Source organism: Saccharopolyspora erythraea NRRL 2338 (assembly GCF_000062885.1).
In the GTDB taxonomy this organism is placed as follows: domain Bacteria; phylum Actinomycetota; class Actinomycetes; order Mycobacteriales; family Pseudonocardiaceae; genus Saccharopolyspora_D; species Saccharopolyspora_D erythraea.
Genome location: NC_009142.1, coordinates 6,791,938 through 6,807,865 on the forward strand (window position 1 = coordinate 6,791,938; position 15,928 = coordinate 6,807,865).

Sequence of the window (15,928 nt, forward strand, 5' to 3'; positions counted from 1 at the left end):
GTCACTTCTTCTTGCCGAAGTTGAGCTTCGAGGGGTCGAACCCGGGCGGCAGGTCGTTCATGCCGCCACCGAGCTGGGACAGGTCGGGGCCGCCGCTGCCGCCGCTGCCGGCACCGGGCATGCCCCCGGGCGGCATGCCCGGGAAGCCGGCGGGCATCCCGCGCATCCCCTTGGGCGGGGTCGGACCGCGGCCCTTGCCCTTCTTGCCCTTCTTCCCCTTCTTGCCCTTGCGGTTGCCGCCACCGCCGAAGCCGCCGAACTGCCCGGCCATCTGCTGCATCATCTTGCGGGCTTCGAAGAACCGGTTGACCAGGTCGTTGATCTCGCTGATCGCCACGCCCGAACCACGGGCGATGCGCTGCCGCCGCGAGGCGTTGATGATCTTGGGGTCCTCGCGCTCGGCCGGAGTCATGCCGCGGATGATCGCCTGCACCCGGTCCAGGTGCTTCTCGTCGAAGTTGGCGAGCTGGTCCTTCATCTGCCCGGCGCCCGGCAGCATGCCCAGCAGGTTCTGCAGCGGACCCATCCGCCGCACCGCCTGCATCTGCTCCAGGAAGTCCTCGAGGGTGAGCTGGCCCGCGCCGAGCTTCTGCGCGGCCGCCTCGGCCTGCTCGGCGTCGAACGCCTGCTCGGCCTGCTCGATGAGGGTGAGCATGTCGCCCATGCCCAGGATCCGGCTGGCCATCCGGTCCGGGTGGAAGACGTCGAAGTCCTCCAGCTTCTCGCCGTTGGAGGCGAACATGATCGGCTGGCCGGTGACCTGGCGGACCGACAGCGCGGCACCACCGCGGGCGTCGCCGTCGAGCTTGGTCAGCACCACGCCGGAGAAGCCGACGCCGTCGCGGAACGCCTCGGCGGTGGACACCGCGTCCTGACCGATCATCGCGTCGACGACGAACAGGGTCTCGTCGGGCTTGACCGCGTCCCGGATGTCGGCGGCCTGCTGCATCATCTCCTGGTCGATGCCCAGCCGGCCGGCGGTGTCGACGATGACGATGTCGTGCTGGGCGCGGCGCGCCTCGTCGATGCTGCGCCGGGAGACGTCGACCGGGTCGCCGACGCCGTTGCCCGGCTCGGGAGCGAACACCGCGACCCCGGCGCGCTCCCCGACGACCTGCAGCTGGTTGACCGCGTTCGGGCGCTGGAGGTCGGCGGCGACCAGCATCGGGGTGTGGCCCTGGCCCTGCAGCCAGCGGGCCAGCTTCCCGGCGAGGGTGGTCTTGCCGGAGCCCTGGAGACCGGCGAGCATGATCACGGTCGGCGGGGTCTTGGCGTACTCCAGCCTGCGGGTCTCGCCGCCGAGGATGCCGACCAGCTCCTCGTTGACGATCTTGATGACCTGCTGGGCCGGGTTGAGGGCCTGCGAGACCTCCGCGCTCTTCGCGCGCTCCTTGACACCCGCGATGAAGCTGCGGACCACCGGCAGCGCCACGTCGGCTTCGAGCAGGGCGATGCGGATCTCGCGCGCGGTGGCGTCGATGTCGGCATCGGACAGCCGCCCCTTGCCGCGCAGATTCTTCAGGACCGATGTGAGCCGGTCGGAGAGAGTGTCGAACACGGGTTCACGGGCTCCAGAGTCGTGGATGTTCCTATGCGAGGGTAACCGCCAGGCAAGACCCTCCGGGCGGTGCTCGGGCGTTCGACGCGCGAAGCGGCGTCACGCACGCGGGCCGGACGGGGCTCGGGCGGCTGGGAGCAGCACGGCGCCGGCGGCCCTTCGCAGGACCGCCGGCGGATGCTCAGCTGCGGGAGAAGTCCCCGCGCCGCTTGCCCGCGACGGCCCGGGACGAGCCCGGCGAGCGCTGGCCCTTGCGGTGCGGGCGCGGCTTGTCGCGGCCCGGCCCGTGCGGGCGGCGGGCGACGAACTCGCCGTCGGCCAGGCTGATCCGCAGCCCGCGGCCGGCGACCTGGGTCTTGCGCAGCTTGCGCAGCATGTCGTCCGGCAGGTCGGCGGGCAGCTCGATCAGGGTGTGCCCGTCGCGGATGTCGATGTGGCCGATGTGCTTGCTGGGCAGGCCGCCCTCGTTGGCCAGGGCGCCGACCAGCGCGCTGGGGGTGACGCGGTTGCGGCGCCCGACCTCGACGCGGTAGGTCTCGGTATCGCTGCTCGTCGGCTGGAACTTCGCGGCGCCGCCGTCGCGCCCGCGCCGGTTGGGCTCGGGCTCGGGTTCGCGCTCCATCAGCAGCGGCTGGTCGCCCTGCACCATGCTTGCCAGCGCCGCGGCGATCTCGGCCGCGGGCACGTCGTGGGTGCGCTCGTACTCCTCGACCAGGCCCTTGAACAGCTCCAGGTCGCCCTTGGCCAGGGTGTCGGTGATGCCCTGGGCGAACTTGGCCAGCCGCTGGTCGTTGACCGCCTCGATGCTGGGCAGCTCCATCTGGCCGATGGACTGGCGGGTCGCCTTCTCGATGGAGCGCAGCATGTGCCGCTCGCGCGGGGAGACGAACAGGATCGCCTCGCCGCTGCGGCCCGCCCGGCCGGTGCGGCCGATGCGGTGCACGTAGGACTCGCTGTCGTGCGGGATGTCGTAGTTGAGCACGTGCGAGATGCGCTCGACGTCGAGCCCGCGCGCGGCCACGTCGGTGGCCACCAGGATGTCGACGCGGCCCTCGCGCAGGTGCCCGATGGTGCGCTCGCGCGCGGCCTGCGGGATGTCGCCGTTGATCGCCGCGGCGCTGAACCCGCGCGCCTGCAGCTTCTCGGCGAGCTCCTCGGTGAGCTGCTTGGTGCGCACGAACACGATCATCGCGTCGAAGGTCTCGACCTCGAGGATCCTGGTCAGCGCGTCGAGCTTGGCCGGGCCGCGCACCGGGATGTAGCGCTGGGTGATGTTGGTGGCGGTGGTGGTCTTGGTCTTGACCGAGATCTCCACCGGCTCGTTCAGGTAGGACTGGCTGATCTTGCGGATCTGCGGCGGCATGGTCGCCGAGAACAGCGCGACCTGCCGCTGCTCGGGCACCGACTGCAGGATGGTCTCGACGTCCTCGATGAAGCCCATCCGCAGCATCTCGTCGGCCTCGTCGAGCACCAGGTTCTTCAGCCCGGTGAGGTCGAGCGAGCCCTTGTTGAGGTGGTCGATGACGCGGCCGGGGGTGCCGACCACGACGTGCGCGCCGCGCTTGAGCCCGGCCAGCTGCGGGCCGTAGCTCTGGCCGCCGTAGATCGGCAGCACGTGGAAGCCGGGCAGGTGCGCGGCGTAGCGCTGGAACGCCTCGGCGACCTGGATCGCCAGCTCGCGGGTCGGGGCGAGCACGAGCGCCTGCGGTGTCTTGGCGTCGAGGTCGAGCCTGCTGAGGATCGGGAGCGCGAAGGCGGCGGTCTTGCCGGTGCCGGTCTGGGCGAGGCCCATCACGTCATGGCCTTCGAGCAGCGGCGGGATCGTCTGCGCCTGGATCGGCGAGGGGGTTTCGTAGCCGATCTCGGACAGCACCTGCAGGACGCGGGGGTCGAGGTCGAGCTCGTCGAAGCTGGGCATGCTGGACGCGGGTCTCCTAGGTGGGGATCGTCAGGGGGCTGATCTGTGCGATGGCGGCCCCCGCTCGAACGCCCACTCACGTCGTCGGCAACAGCCAGGTCCTGCAGCGGCTCAGGTGCACCGCTGCTCGCGCATTCAAGCCGCGCACACCTGACACTCACACACTGTTGCCAGTCACTCGCAGCTCGATGATCTCAGCCTGGTGCTCCGGGGATCTTCCCCGTGCACCGGCTGTCCAGGGTAGCGACCCGGCGTGACCGGGGCCGAGCCCGGTGGCGGCAACGGGACGAACATCACCCGCGGACCCGGACCCGCACACCCCCGGTGAGCTCGTCGCGGGTGAACACCACGGCCTCGTCCCAGCCCGCGGGAGCCCCCTCGTCCAGGAGCCTGCGGTGGAAGCGCTCGGCCCGGTTGACGTGCAGCCGGAATGAGCGGCGCCGGATCAGCCTGCCGCGCGCGTACTGGCCGGACAGCGCGGTGGCCGGGTCGACGTGCAGCCAGACCAGGACGCACCGCCGCCCGGTGAGCCTGCCGAACAGCAGCAGCATCGCGCGGGTCGTGGTGCGGGTGGAGGGCTCGTGGGCGATGACCGGCTTCGGGTCGGTCAGGCACCACCACGCGATCCGGGTGCGGTGCGCGAGGTGCACCAGCGGCCGGTACCAGCGGTAGGGGAGCCAGCCGGGCAGGACGCGGCGCAGCTTCGCGCGGACCTGCTCGGAGTCCAGCGTCGAGAACCTCGGATCGCCGCCCAGCCGGGCCAGCAGAGTGCTCTTGCCCGCGCCGGGCAGACCGGCGAGGACCACGAGCGAGCGGCGATCGATGCGCAGCGTCGGCGGTGGCCTGGAGGCTGAGGGCTCGTCCGTTTTGTCCACGACACCATCAGGTTACGCGCTCGGTGATCTTCGCTCGGGGCTCGAGTGCTCCACACCACGTACCGGTGCCGGAAATGCCGGAGGTGGCCCGCCCCCTCGACGAGCCACCTCGGCGCCCCTCCCCCTAGACGCGTCCCCCGGGACTTCGCCGGCTGCTCCCCGCCCGACCCCCAGTGCGGGCGGGGCCCCCTCCGGCTCTTTCCCCCTCGTCGCGTCTGGCCAGAAGTCTGCCTTCGCCAGCGGTGCCCCAGGGACCGTGAACCTCCCTGAGTGCGTCTGCGTAGTGCTACCCAGATGCCCCTAGGGGTTGTCCGCGACGGGGCTCAGCCGTTGATCAGGCTCATGGCCGGATCCGGGCTGAAGGTGCCCGCGGGAACGCCCTGGCCGATGCCGCAGTCGCCGTCGGAGTCGCCGGGGACCTTGGCCCACACCAGCAGGTCCGCTCCCCCGCCGACCTGGCTCGGCACGCCGAGCCCGCGCCCCGCCGGGTTGCACCATTCACCGCCGGGCGCGGCGCCGTTGCCGTTGCGGCTGGAGTCGACCAGGAACCGCGCCGAACCGACCAGCGCCTGCCGGATGGCGTCGCCCTTGGCCACCGACTCCTCGGTCGTGTAGTAGTTCGACACGTTGAGCGCGAAGCCCCTGATCCGCTCGACACCGATCGCCCGGAGCCGCTCGGCCAGCACCGGCGGCTCGACCCAGGTCGCGTTGCCTCCGTCCATGCAGGCCCAGGTGTTCGGCGCCTTCTCGGCGAACTCCGCGGCGGCGTGGGAGAGCAGGTCCAGGCGGACCGGACGCTCGTCCTCCGGCATGCAGTCGAGCTGCGCGAGCGCGTCGGGCTCGATGACGACCACCGAAGGCCGGTCACCGATCGCGGCCGCGAAGTCCGAGATCCACGCGCGGTAGGCCTCCTGGCTGCCCGCGCCGCCGCCGGAGTGGCCGCCGCAGTCACGTCCGGGGATGTTGTAGGCGACCAGCGACGGCAGCTCGTCCGCCGCGTCGGCGGCGCCGACGTAGCCGCTCACGTCGGCGGCGATGTCGGGGTTCCAGTCGCCGAACCAGCGGGCGCCGGGCTTCTCGGCGATCTCGGTGCGGATGGCCGTGGCGCGGGGATCTCCCGCGTTGGCGCGCACCCATTCCGCCGGGTTGGACGCAGGGTCGGCGTAGAAGCCGTCGGTCATGTCCAGCGGGTTGCCCGCCGGGGCGGCTGCACCGGGGGTGCTCAGGCCCAGCAGCAGGACGGGGACGGCGAGCAGGCGGGCAACGTCCGCATGGCACTCCCTTGGCGCGGGTCGGCGAAGATCAACCGATCTTCACACCCGGCCGAAGGCCCGGAATCGGCCAACAGGAGCCGAAAAAGCGGGTGCGGACCACCGGGCCCGCACCCGCTCGCGGCTCAGTGCCCTTCTTCGGTCCTCGACGTTTCGCGAAGACCGAAGACATCCGCTCAGAGCCTGCCGCTCATCTTCGAAGCGGCGAAGCCGCTTGGCCCAGCTTCGCCACCGGCACCGCTGCGGTTTCTGAGGCGTCCTGTGGCGAGGACGGCTTTTCCGCAGCGTATGGGCATACGTCAGAAAAGCTCCCCGAGCCGGAGGGCGCCTGAGAAACCGCCACGCAAGGCACGTCCGAAGACTTCCGCTCAGAGCGCCTCGACGCCGGTCTCCCCGGTGCGCACCCGCACCACCGACTCCACCGCCGTCACCCAGACCTTGCCGTCGCCGACCTTGCCGGTCCGGGTGGCGCTCACGATCCCGTCGACCACCTTGTCCACGGTGGAGTCCTCGACCAGGACTTCCACCCGCAGCTTCTCGATGAAGTCCACCGAGTACTCCGCACCCCGGTAGACCTCCTTGTGGCCCTTCTGCCTGCCGTAGCCCTGGGCCTCGCTGACGGTCATGCCCAGCACGCCGAGCCGCCCGAGGGCCTCCTTCAGCTCGTCCAGCTTCGAAGGCTGGACGATCGCGGTCACCAGCTTCATGCGTTGCTGCCCTCCAGCCTGCGCTCCACCTCTTCGGACCGGACCGGCGAGCGGTACGACGGACGCCCGTCACCGAAGTGGTAGGCGGTCTCGGCGTGTTCGGTCTCGTCGATGCCCTCGACCTCGTCCTGCTCGCTCAGCCGGAATCCGACCACCAGCTTTACCACCAGCGCGATGACCAGGCTGAGCACGAACGAGTAAACCAGCACGGCGCCTGCTCCGACCGCCTGGCGCCACAACTGGTCGAAACCGCCGCCGTAGAACAGCCCGGCAACGCCCGCCGGAGCGGCGGCGGAGGCGAACAGGCCGACCAGCAGCGTGCCCATCAGGCCGCCGACCAGGTGCACGCCGACGACGTCGAGCGAGTCGTCGTAGCCGAAGCGGAACTTCAGGCTGACCGCCAGCGCGCAGACCGCGCCGGTGATCGCGCCGATCGCGATGGCACCGAGCGGCGTCACCGACGAGCAGGCCGGGGTGATGGCCACCAGACCGGCGACGATGCCCGACGCGGCGCCCAGCGTGGTGGCGTGGCCGTCGCGGATCCGCTCGATCAGCAGCCAGCCGAGCATCGCGGCGCTGGTCGCGACCAGCGTGTTGACCAGGACCACCGCGGCGGTGCCGTTGGCCGCCAGCGCGGAGCCGGAGTTGAAGCCGAACCAGCCGAACCACAGCAGCCCGGCGCCCAGCACCACGAACGGCAGGTTGTGCGGCTTGCCGGGCTCCTTCGGCCAGCCCTTGCGCTTGCCGAGCACCAGGACCAGGGCCAGCGCCGCGGCACCGGCGTTGATGTGCACGGCGGTGCCGCCGGCGAAGTCGATGGCGGCGAGCCGGTTGGCGATCCAGCCGCCGACCGCGGTCACGTTGCCCGCCTCGTCCTTGGTGTCGAACGCGAAGACCCAGTGCGCGACCGGGAAGTACACCAGCGTCGCCCACAGCCCGGCGAACAGCAGCCACGGGCCGAAGCGGGCGCGGTCGGCGATGGCGCCGGAGATCAGCGCGACCGTCAGGATCGCGAACATCGCCTGGAATCCGGCGAACGCCAGCGTCGGGATGGTGCCCGAGATCGCGTCCTCACCGAGGACCTGTCCGAGCCCGAAGAACTCCGCCGGGTTGCCCAGCAGCCCGAGCGAGCCGATGTCGGTGCCGAATGCGGCCGAGTAGCCGAAGAGCACCCAGAGCACGCCCACGACGCCGATGCTGCCGAGGCTCATCATCAGCATGTTGAGCACGCCGCGCGAGCGGACCATGCCCCCGTAGAAGAACGCCAGTCCCGGTGTCATGAGCAGCACCAGCGCCGCGCTCACGAGCACCCATGCGGTGTCGCCTGAATTCACAATGCCTCCCCGTGCGGACCGAGTTGGCGGCGAGCATGGGGAACGCCTGTTTCCGGCGGACCGTCCCGCTGTTTCCGGAGCGTGAAAAGACCGGGTCCGGCTGTTACGGGCGCGTGGTCATGTCAACGGGGTGTTACGCGGCGGATCACCGAATCCACCTGAAGCGGACGTCCGGCGAGCAATCCGGCACCGAACTGAGCTGCGCAGACGGCGAGCACGAACAGCAGCGGCGCGATCCAGTTCCCGGACCACTCGTGCAGCAGCCCGACGGCGAGCGGACCGGTCGCCGCGATGAGATATCCGGCACCCTGGGCCATGCCCGACAGCGCCGCGGTGGTGTCGCTGTCCGGCGAGCGGAATCCGAACAGCGTCAGCGCGAGGCCGAAGGCCGCGCCCTGCGAGAGCCCCAGCACGACCGTGGAGGCCCAGACCCCGCCGGGCGCGGGCGCCAGCACGATCCCGGTGAAGCCGACGGCGGTCACCACCGCGACGCCGGCCGCGATCAGGCGCTGGTCGCGCAGCCGGCGGCACAGCACCGGCACCGCCATCGACCCGACGGCCTGGATGGTGGCCTGCACACCCAGGAGCAGACCGGCGGTCTCCGGGCTCAGGCCGCGGCTCTGCACGACCGTGGGCAACCAGCCGAAGACGACGTAGGCCATCAGCGACTGCAGGCCCATGAAAGCGGTGACCTGCCAGGCCAGCGGGCTGCGCCGCAGCGCGGCCGGGCGGATCGCCGCCGCGCGGGCACCGGAGGTGTGGCGCAGCGCGAACAGGCTGACCACCAGCGCCAGCACCACCGGCACGGCCAGTGAACCCAGCGGCAGCCGCCACTGCGAACCCAGCGCCTGCCCCAGCGGCACCACGGTGCCTGCCGCCATCGCACCGCCCAGCGTCAGGCACACCGTGTAGGCGGCGGTGACGACCGGGAGGTTGTGCGGGAAGTCCCGCTTGATCAGCCCGGGCAGCGCGACGTTGGCGACCGCGATCCCGGCGCCGGCGATCACCGTGCCCGCCAGCAGCGCCACCGCCGAGCCGACCGCGCGCATCGCGTTTCCGACCACCAGCACGACGAGGCAGCCCACCACGACGCGCTCGTCGGAGAAGCGCTGCCGCAGCTTCGGCGCGACGAACGCGAACACGCCAAGGCACACCACCGGCAGCGTGGTCAGCACGCCACCGAAGACGGCGGAGACGTGCAGGTCGCGCTGGATGGCCTCCAGCAGCGGCGCCACCGCCGTCACCGGGGGCCGCAGCGCCAGCGCCACCAGCACGATCAGGGCCAGGGTCGCCACGTTCCGCGCACTCCTCGGCGTGCGCGTCGCGGACTTGGTGCTCACCGGTCTCCTTCCGGGACGTGCTTGTTCTGCTGGTTTGTGACCCGGGGGCCGTCGAGCACACCGCCGAGCGAGGTCAGGCTCGGCTGGATGACCGCTCGCGCGGCTTCGGCGGCGGCAGCCGGGTCACGCGCCTCGATGGCTTCGAGCAGTGCGTGGTGGGGGTGCGGGCCCGCTTCGGTCAGGTCGCCGTGCGAGCGCAGGGTCTGCAGCCCTTCCTGGAGGCGCCCGAGCAGGTACCGGTACATCTCCAGCAACAGCGGGTTGCGCGCGGCCTCGACGACCGCGCAGTGGAAGTCGGCATCGGCGGCGCCGAACTCGTCCGGCTCCTCCGCGCGGTCGCGGAGCTCCAGCAGCTCCCGCAGCCGCCGGACGTCGGCGTCGTCGCGGCGCACCGCGGCCAGCCGCGCGGCCTGCACGTCGTAGGCGAGCTGCACCTCGAATACGTCGCGTACCTCGGCCAGCCGCACCTGCCGCAGCATCGGCGTCGGGTCGGCGGCGCTCACCACGAACGTCCCGGCACCCTGCCTGCTCTCCAGCACCCCGAGGTGCGCGAGCGCGCGGACCGCCTCGCGCACGACGGCGCGGCTGACGCCCAGCTCGGCGCCGAGCTCCTGCTCGGTCGGGATGCGCTCACCGGGTTTCCACTCGCCGCTGGTCAGCTGCTCGTTGAACTGCGAGATCACCTCGTCCACCGACGAGCGCCTGCCCACGGACCGCATCTGCCTCACCTCGCTACGACTGGCGGGAGCATAGGTCAGACATCAGTCGTCAGACAAATCTTGGTCGCGTTGGTTCCGGTCGGGTCCAGAGCACCGGCGCCCTGGACCCGCACGATCACGTCACCCGGTGGGCGGTCACACGGCCCAGTACCAGGAGTTCGCGCCGTAGCTGTACTCGACGCGGCTGTCGACGTGGGTGAAGCTGCTGTAGCGGATGATGCCCGACAGACCCGAGGTCTGGGCGTAGCCGATGGTCTGGCTGACCGTCCTGCCGCTGACCACGATGTCGGCGGCGATGCCGTAGGTGTGCTGGCTGTTTGGCGCGCCGCCGACGCTCTGGTTGTGCGCCTTGCTGCGGAATCCCGAGTTGACGGTGATCGGGGCGTTGCCCGCCTTCTTGCGGATGGCCTCCAGCTTGTACATCAGCCGCCGCACGTTCTCCTTGACGGTGGCCGCGCCGACGTTGCCGCCGTTGAAGCCGGCGCCGTCCTTGGAGTGGAACTCGGCGAACTCGAAGTGCGCGGTCGAGCCGTCGGAGTCCTCCAGCGCGTTGAGCTTCTGCTGCGTGGCGCTGTCGACCACGCCGCTTCCCGCGAGGCCGTAGGCCTTCTGGAAGCGCACGACCGCCGCCTTGGTCCCCGGCCCGAACTGGCCGTCGACCGCCACGTGGGTCTTCTGCGCGCTGTCGGCCGCCCACCCGGCGACCCTGATCTGGAGCTCCCTGACGTCGGCTCCGCTGTGGCCCTCGCGCAGCTCGCGGCTCCAGTCGTAGGCGGCCGCCTCCGGGGCGGTGGCAGTCGACAGACCGGAGAACACCAGCAGCGCCATGGCCAGCACGGCGAGCAGCCTCACCGGCGTTGTGGTCATGATCATCCCCTTCCTGATCGGTATCAGGGCACGGGGATCATGTCCGAAATTCACCGGAATGGGGAGCTTTGTCGCGTGATGCTCACCGGATGTTCGCACCGGGCGGCTCGCGGCAGGCGAAAAGGAACCGGCCCCCGCGCTCGGTCGGTGCGCGGGGGCCGGTGTGCCGAGGTCGCGTCAGCCCAGCAGGGCGTCCACGAAGGCTCCGGGCTCGAAGGGGGCCAGGTCGTCCGGGCCCTCGCCGAGGCCGACGAGCTTGACCGGGACGCCGAGCTCGCGCTGGACCTGGAAGACGATGCCGCCCTTGGCGGTGCCGTCGAGCTTGGTCAGCACGATGCCGGTGACGTCGACGACGTCGGAGAACACCCGGGCCTGGGTCAGGCCGTTCTGGCCGGTCGTCGCGTCGAGGACCAGCAGCACCTCGTCGACCTGCGCGCGCTTCTCCACCACGCGCTTGACCTTGCCCAGCTCGTCCATCAGGCCGGTCTTGGTGTGCAGGCGGCCCGCGGTGTCGATCAGGACGGTGTCGACCGCGGTGTCCGAGCCCCGGCTGACAGCCTCGAAGGCGACGCTGGCCGGGTCGGCGCCCTCGTTGCCGCGCACGACCTCGGCACCGACGCGCTCGCCCCACGTCGCGAGCTGCTCCACGGCCGCCGCGCGGAAGGTGTCGGCCGCACCGAGCAGCACGGTGCGCCCGTCTGCGACCAGCACGCGGGCGAGCTTGCCTGTGGTGGTGGTCTTCCCGGTGCCGTTCACCCCGACGACCAGGACCACGGCGGGCTTGCCGCCGTCGGCGGGGTCGCCGTGCGGCAGCGCCTGCACCGAACGCTGCATGTCCGGGCCGAGCGCGTCGACGAGCACCTCGCGCAGCAGCGCGCGGACCTGCTCCGACGTGCGCAGACCGCGGGAGGCGAGCTCCGAGCGCAGCCGGTCGGTGATCTCGGTCGTGGTGGCCGCGCCCAGGTCGGCCATCAGCAGGGTGTCCTCGATCTCCTCCCAGGACTCCTCGTCGAGGTCACCGGCGCCGAGCAGGCCGAGCAGGCCCTGGCCGAGCGTCGAGCGGGAGCGCGACAGCCTGCCGCGCAGGCGCTCCAGCCGCCCGCTGGTCGGCTCGATCTCCTCGGCCAGCTCCTCGGCCGTGGGCTCGGCGGGCTTCGGCACGACGGGCTCGGCGGGAGCGACCGGCTCGGCAGGTTCGGCGGGCGCGGCGGGCTCCGCCGGGGCGGACGGCTCCGCGCGCTCCGCCGGCTCGGCCGGCTCGGGCGGGGCCGCCGGCGGCTCGGCCGGGGCGACCGGCTCGGCGGGTGCGGTTCCCTGCTCCGGGACTTCCACCGCCGTGGAGGAGTCCGCGGCCGGCGGGCCGTCGGGCAACGGCACGTCGACGATGCCGCGCCGCTCGGTGTCCCGGGGCACCGCGGCGTCGTCGCCCACGCCGGGCTGCCCTTCGACCTCGGTGCGCTCCTCCACCGGGTGCGCGGGCGGCGCGGCCGTGCCGCCGCCACCGCCGCTGGACAGGCTGATACCGCTACCCGTGCGGTACCCGCCGCCCTTCGCCGGGGCCTCGGCGGCCTCTTCCTTCTGGCTCAGGCTGATGCGACGCCTGCGGCTGAGGACGACACCGGCGACCACGGCGATCGCGAGCACCACCAGTACGGCGACGACGATCAGAATCACGTTCGAGGTGGACACCCGACCATCCTCGCACCTGTTCAAGGCGATCAGGCGGAGAGGCCGCACGCGAATCGGGGGCGACACCGCCGGAGCCCTGAACGGTGAGCCGGGCAGCGCCGAGGCCACTGCGAGAGCGCCGCCGGACCACCAGTACGCGAGCGGAATTCGCGTCTCGGCGGTGAGGAATTCACGGAATATCTCCGTGTGGCGCTTGCGCCTCACGCGCCGGTGGCATACACCACACTGATGCGGGTAGTAGGGGTCATCTCGGGCACGTCGATGGACGGCATCGACGTGGCCGCCTGCGAGCTGGCGCTCTCCGGCGACGCCGTCGAGCTGCGCCCGCTCGGCTTCACCGAGTCGCCCTACCCCGCCGAGCTGCGCGCCCGCCTGCTCGCCGCGCTGCCGCCCGCGAGCACGACCGCCGCGGAGGTCTGCATCCTCGACACCGAGGTCGGACGCTGCTTCGCCGAGGCCGCCGACGCCGGTATCGCCGACCTGGCCGAAGGCCAGGCCGACCTGGTCGCCTCCCTCGGCCAGACCCTCTACCACTGGGTCGAGGACGGCCGGGCCCGCGGCACGCTCCAGCTCGGCCAGCCCGCCTGGATCGCCGAACGCACCGGCCTGCCCGTCGTGTCCGACCTGCGCGCCCGCGACGTCGCCGCGGGCGGCCACGGCGCCCCGCTGGCAGGGGTGCTCGACGCGCTGTGGCTGGCCGACGAGCCGGGCGTGAGCATCGCGCTCAACATCGGCGGCATCGCCAACATCGCCGTCGTCGGAGGTCCGGAGCCGCTGTCCTACGACACCGGGCCGGGCAACGCGCTCATCGACGCCGCCGCGGACATGGTCACCGCCGGCCGCCAGGCCCACGACACCGACGGCCGGATGGCCGCCGCCGGGTCGGTGCGCCCCGACCTGCTCAAGACCCTGATGGACGATCCCTACTACGCCCGGCCGGCACCCAAGTCCACCGGCAAGGAGCACTTCAACGCCGCCTACCTCGCCCGCGTGCTCGACGACTTCGCGCGGGTCGGCGACGACGACCTGCTCGCGACGCTGACCGAGCTCACCGCCGTCACCGTCGCCCGCGCCTGCCACGCCCACGGCGCGCGGCGGGTCGTCGCGGCCGGCGGCGGTACCGCGAACCCGGCTCTGATGTCGGCGTTGCGCAACCACCTCGCCGAGCGGGACGTCACACTGTGCACGAGCGACCGGCTCGGGCTCCCCGCCGGCGGCAAGGAGGCCTACTTGACCGCGCTGCTCGGTTTCCTCACCATGCACGGATTGCCGGGCAACGTGCCGGGCACCACCGGCGCACACGGCCCGCGTCTGCTCGGCGGCATCACGCCCGGCCGCGGCCCGCTCGCGCTCCCCGAACCCGCCGCGACTCGACCACGGCGCCTGCGAATCCTTCGCCCACAGCAAGAGTGGAGGCCCTGTGCATCCCGTTGACGTCACCATCATCGTCGGGTACCTGGTCCTGGTCCCGATCATCGGCGTGCTGCTCGCGGGCAAGCAGCGAACCTCCAAGGACTTCTTCGTCAGCGACCGCAACATGCCCTCGTGGGCGGTGTGCTTCGCGATCGTGGCGACCGAGACCTCCACGCTGACGGTGATCAGCACGCCCACCGTGGCCTACCTCGGATCCTTCACGTTCCTGCAGATCGCGATCGGCTACCTGCTGGGCCGGATCGTGGTGGCGTTCGTCCTGCTGCCCCGCTACTACGAGGGCGAGCTGGTCACCGCCTACGCCTACCTGGGCAAGCGGTTCGGTCCCGGTGTGCAGGGCACCGCGTCGGCGACGTTCCTGGTGACCCGGCTGCTGGCCGACGGCGTGCGGCTGTTCGCCACCGCGATCCCGGTGAAGGTGATGCTCTCGGCGGCGGGCTTCGACGTCGCGTTCTGGCAGATCATCCTGGTGATCACGATCATCACGGTGCTCTACACCTACCTGGGCGGCACCCGGGCCGTGGTGTGGGTCGACGCGTTCCAGATGGTCCTCTACGTCGTGGGCGGGCTGGTCGCGGTCTACCTGCTGGCCGGACGGCTGCCCGGCGACTGGTTCGAGACCGCGCTCGACGAGGGCAAGTTCCAGCTGTTCGACTTCTCCGGGTCGGTGCTGACCGAGCCCTACGCCTTCATCACCGCGGTGGTCGGCGGCGCGATGCTGTCGATGGCCTCGCACGGCGCCGACCAGCTCATCGTGCAGCGGCTGCTGGCGACCAGGACGCTTCGCGCCAGCCGCACCGCGCTGATCGGCAGCGGCGTGCTGGTGTTCTTCCAGTTCGGCCTGTTCCTGCTGATCGGCACCATGCTGTGGTCGTTCTACAACGGGGTGGCGCCCAAGGACATGGGCATGGCCACCAACGACGACCTGTTCCCGACCTTCATCGTCACCGAGATGCCGCCCGGCATCGCCGGGCTGCTCATCGCGGGCATCCTCGCCGCCGCCATGAGCTCGTCGCTGAACTCGCTGGCGACCTCCACCGTCACCGACATCTACCAGCGGCTCAGCACCCGTGTTCTCGACGACGCCGCCGTGCTCCGGCAGGCCAAGGTCTGGGTGCTGATCTGGGGCGTGGCGCTGTTCGCGTTCGCCTCGATGTTCACCGACACCGAGAACCCGGTGATCGAGCTCGGCCTGAGCGTCACCGGCTACACCTACGGCGCGCTGCTGGGCGCCTTCTTCCTCGGGCTGCTGGTGAAGCGGGCCCGCCAGTCCGACGGCGTGATCGCGTTCGTGGTCACGGTGGCGGTGATGGGCGTGGTGATCCTGGGCGTGACCTTCCCCGACGGGGAAGGCGGCCAGGCGTCGCTGGCCTTCCCCTGGTACACGCCGGTCGGCGTCGTCGTGACGCTGCTCGTCGGAGGTCTGCTGTCGCTGCGGCACCGCCGTCCGGTCGCGCCGCCGGAACCCGTCGTGGAGCAAGAGCCCGCCTGACCGGCGGCGCGGTCGTGAACCGGGCCGGGGCGCACGTGATCCGGTGCGCCCCGGCGGCTCACATCATCAGCAGCGGCAGGAAGCCCAGCAGCAGGATGAGCACCGGGACGCCGATGGCGATCGCCAGCGTCAGCGCGAGGTTGGGGACCTCCTGCGGGACCGGGCCGATGTTGCCCTCGCCGAAGGCGATCGCGGGCGCCTTGTAGTAGACGTCGACCTGCTGGCCCGCGTTGACCGGCACGACCGCGACGGCGTGGCCGAACTTCCACAGGTAGTTGACGTGCACCTGGATCTGGTACTGGCCGGGCGGCAGGTCGATGACGGTCTTGCCCCAGGTCGCGACCGGCCCGGGCTGGCCGTTGATGGTGATGCCCGGCTTGAACAGCGCCAGGATGAACGCCAGCACGAAGTAGGACGAGTCGAGCACGACCCGGCCCATGCCGGGCGGCGGCGGGGCCATCTGCTGCCCCATCGGCGGGTTGCCCATCGGCTGCTGCCCCATCGGCATGCCGGGCTGCTGCGGGTAGCCGCCCTGCTGCGGCGCCGCGGGCGGCATCGGCTGCGGACCGGACTGCGGCGCGTAGCCGCCCGGCTGCGGCGCCGGCTGGCCGGGCTGCGGGTAGGGCTGTCCTGGCGGCGGATAAGGCTGGTTGCCCGGCGGCGGGCCGTACGGGTTGGTCATGGTGGGGCCTCCTGCATGAACACGAACGCGGCGCACACACTAATG

13 protein-coding genes are annotated in these 15,928 nt (G+C 71.6%); 2 read left to right on the forward strand and 11 right to left on the reverse strand.

What is annotated here, in order from left to right; all coding sequences use genetic code 11:
- Position 1: 1 nt before the first annotated feature.
- From ffh to ftsY, 10 genes are all read right to left on the reverse strand, one after another.
- Positions 2 to 1,558, reverse strand: coding sequence for a signal recognition particle protein (gene ffh, locus SACE_RS29045; protein ID WP_009943610.1), 1,557 nt, complete (start codon positions 1,556 to 1,558; stop codon positions 2 to 4).
- Between the two features lie 181 nt (positions 1,559 to 1,739).
- Positions 1,740 to 3,476, reverse strand: a complete 1,737-nt coding sequence (locus tag SACE_RS29050) for a DEAD/DEAH box helicase (RefSeq protein ID WP_009943609.1) — start codon at positions 3,474 to 3,476, stop codon at positions 1,740 to 1,742.
- A gap of 293 nt (positions 3,477 to 3,769) precedes the next feature.
- The gene (locus tag SACE_RS29055) at positions 3,770 to 4,351 is read right to left on the reverse strand and encodes a P-loop nucleotide/nucleoside kinase family protein (RefSeq protein ID WP_009943608.1); all 582 of its coding nucleotides are present in this window, start codon (positions 4,349 to 4,351) and stop codon (positions 3,770 to 3,772) included.
- Positions 4,352 to 4,674: 323 nt separating this feature from the next.
- Positions 4,675 to 5,532, reverse strand: a complete 858-nt coding sequence (locus SACE_RS29060) for a glycoside hydrolase family 6 protein (protein WP_009943607.1) — start codon at positions 5,530 to 5,532, stop codon at positions 4,675 to 4,677.
- A gap of 458 nt (positions 5,533 to 5,990) precedes the next feature.
- A complete protein-coding gene (locus SACE_RS29065; protein ID WP_009943606.1) occupies positions 5,991 to 6,329 on the reverse strand; it encodes a P-II family nitrogen regulator in 339 nt (112 codons plus the stop codon).
- Positions 6,326 to 7,663, reverse strand: a complete 1,338-nt coding sequence (locus tag SACE_RS29070) for an ammonium transporter (protein WP_011874929.1) — start codon at positions 7,661 to 7,663, stop codon at positions 6,326 to 6,328. Before SACE_RS29070 ends, SACE_RS29065 begins: the two co-directional genes overlap by 4 nt.
- Positions 7,664 to 7,785: 122 nt before the next feature.
- The gene (locus SACE_RS29075) at positions 7,786 to 9,003 is read right to left on the reverse strand and encodes a CynX/NimT family MFS transporter (RefSeq protein ID WP_009943602.1); all 1,218 of its coding nucleotides are present in this window, start codon (positions 9,001 to 9,003) and stop codon (positions 7,786 to 7,788) included.
- The gene (locus tag SACE_RS29080) at positions 9,000 to 9,722 is read right to left on the reverse strand and encodes a FadR/GntR family transcriptional regulator (RefSeq protein WP_009943601.1); all 723 of its coding nucleotides are present in this window, start codon (positions 9,720 to 9,722) and stop codon (positions 9,000 to 9,002) included. The genes SACE_RS29075 and SACE_RS29080 overlap by 4 nt, the downstream gene beginning before the upstream one ends.
- A gap of 135 nt (positions 9,723 to 9,857) precedes the next feature.
- Positions 9,858 to 10,589: a D-Ala-D-Ala carboxypeptidase family metallohydrolase gene (locus SACE_RS29085; RefSeq protein ID WP_011874931.1), complete on the reverse strand. Its 732-nt coding sequence runs from the start codon at positions 10,587 to 10,589 to the stop codon at positions 9,858 to 9,860.
- Positions 10,590 to 10,766: 177 nt separating this feature from the next.
- Positions 10,767 to 12,278 carry a signal recognition particle-docking protein FtsY gene (gene ftsY, locus SACE_RS29090; RefSeq protein WP_011874932.1) on the reverse strand — a complete coding sequence of 504 codons (1,512 nt, stop codon included), beginning with the start codon at positions 12,276 to 12,278 and terminating at the stop codon, positions 10,767 to 10,769.
- A gap of 228 nt (positions 12,279 to 12,506) precedes the next feature.
- Between ftsY and SACE_RS29095 the strand changes: the two genes are divergently transcribed.
- Together SACE_RS29095 and SACE_RS29100 are read left to right on the forward strand one after the other, a co-directional pair.
- Positions 12,507 to 13,712, forward strand: a complete 1,206-nt coding sequence (locus SACE_RS29095; protein WP_037305008.1) for an anhydro-N-acetylmuramic acid kinase — start codon at positions 12,507 to 12,509, stop codon at positions 13,710 to 13,712.
- Positions 13,699 to 15,201 carry a sodium:solute symporter gene (locus SACE_RS29100; protein WP_011874934.1) on the forward strand — a complete coding sequence of 501 codons (1,503 nt, stop codon included), beginning with the start codon at positions 13,699 to 13,701 and terminating at the stop codon, positions 15,199 to 15,201. The genes SACE_RS29095 and SACE_RS29100 overlap by 14 nt, the downstream gene beginning before the upstream one ends.
- 58 nt (positions 15,202 to 15,259) lie before the next feature.
- Here SACE_RS29100 and SACE_RS29105 read toward each other — a convergent pair whose 3' ends face one another.
- Complete coding sequence (locus SACE_RS29105) at positions 15,260 to 15,883, reverse strand: hypothetical protein (RefSeq protein ID WP_009951502.1); 624 nt, start codon at positions 15,881 to 15,883, stop codon at positions 15,260 to 15,262.
- Positions 15,884 to 15,928: the final 45 nt, after the last annotated feature.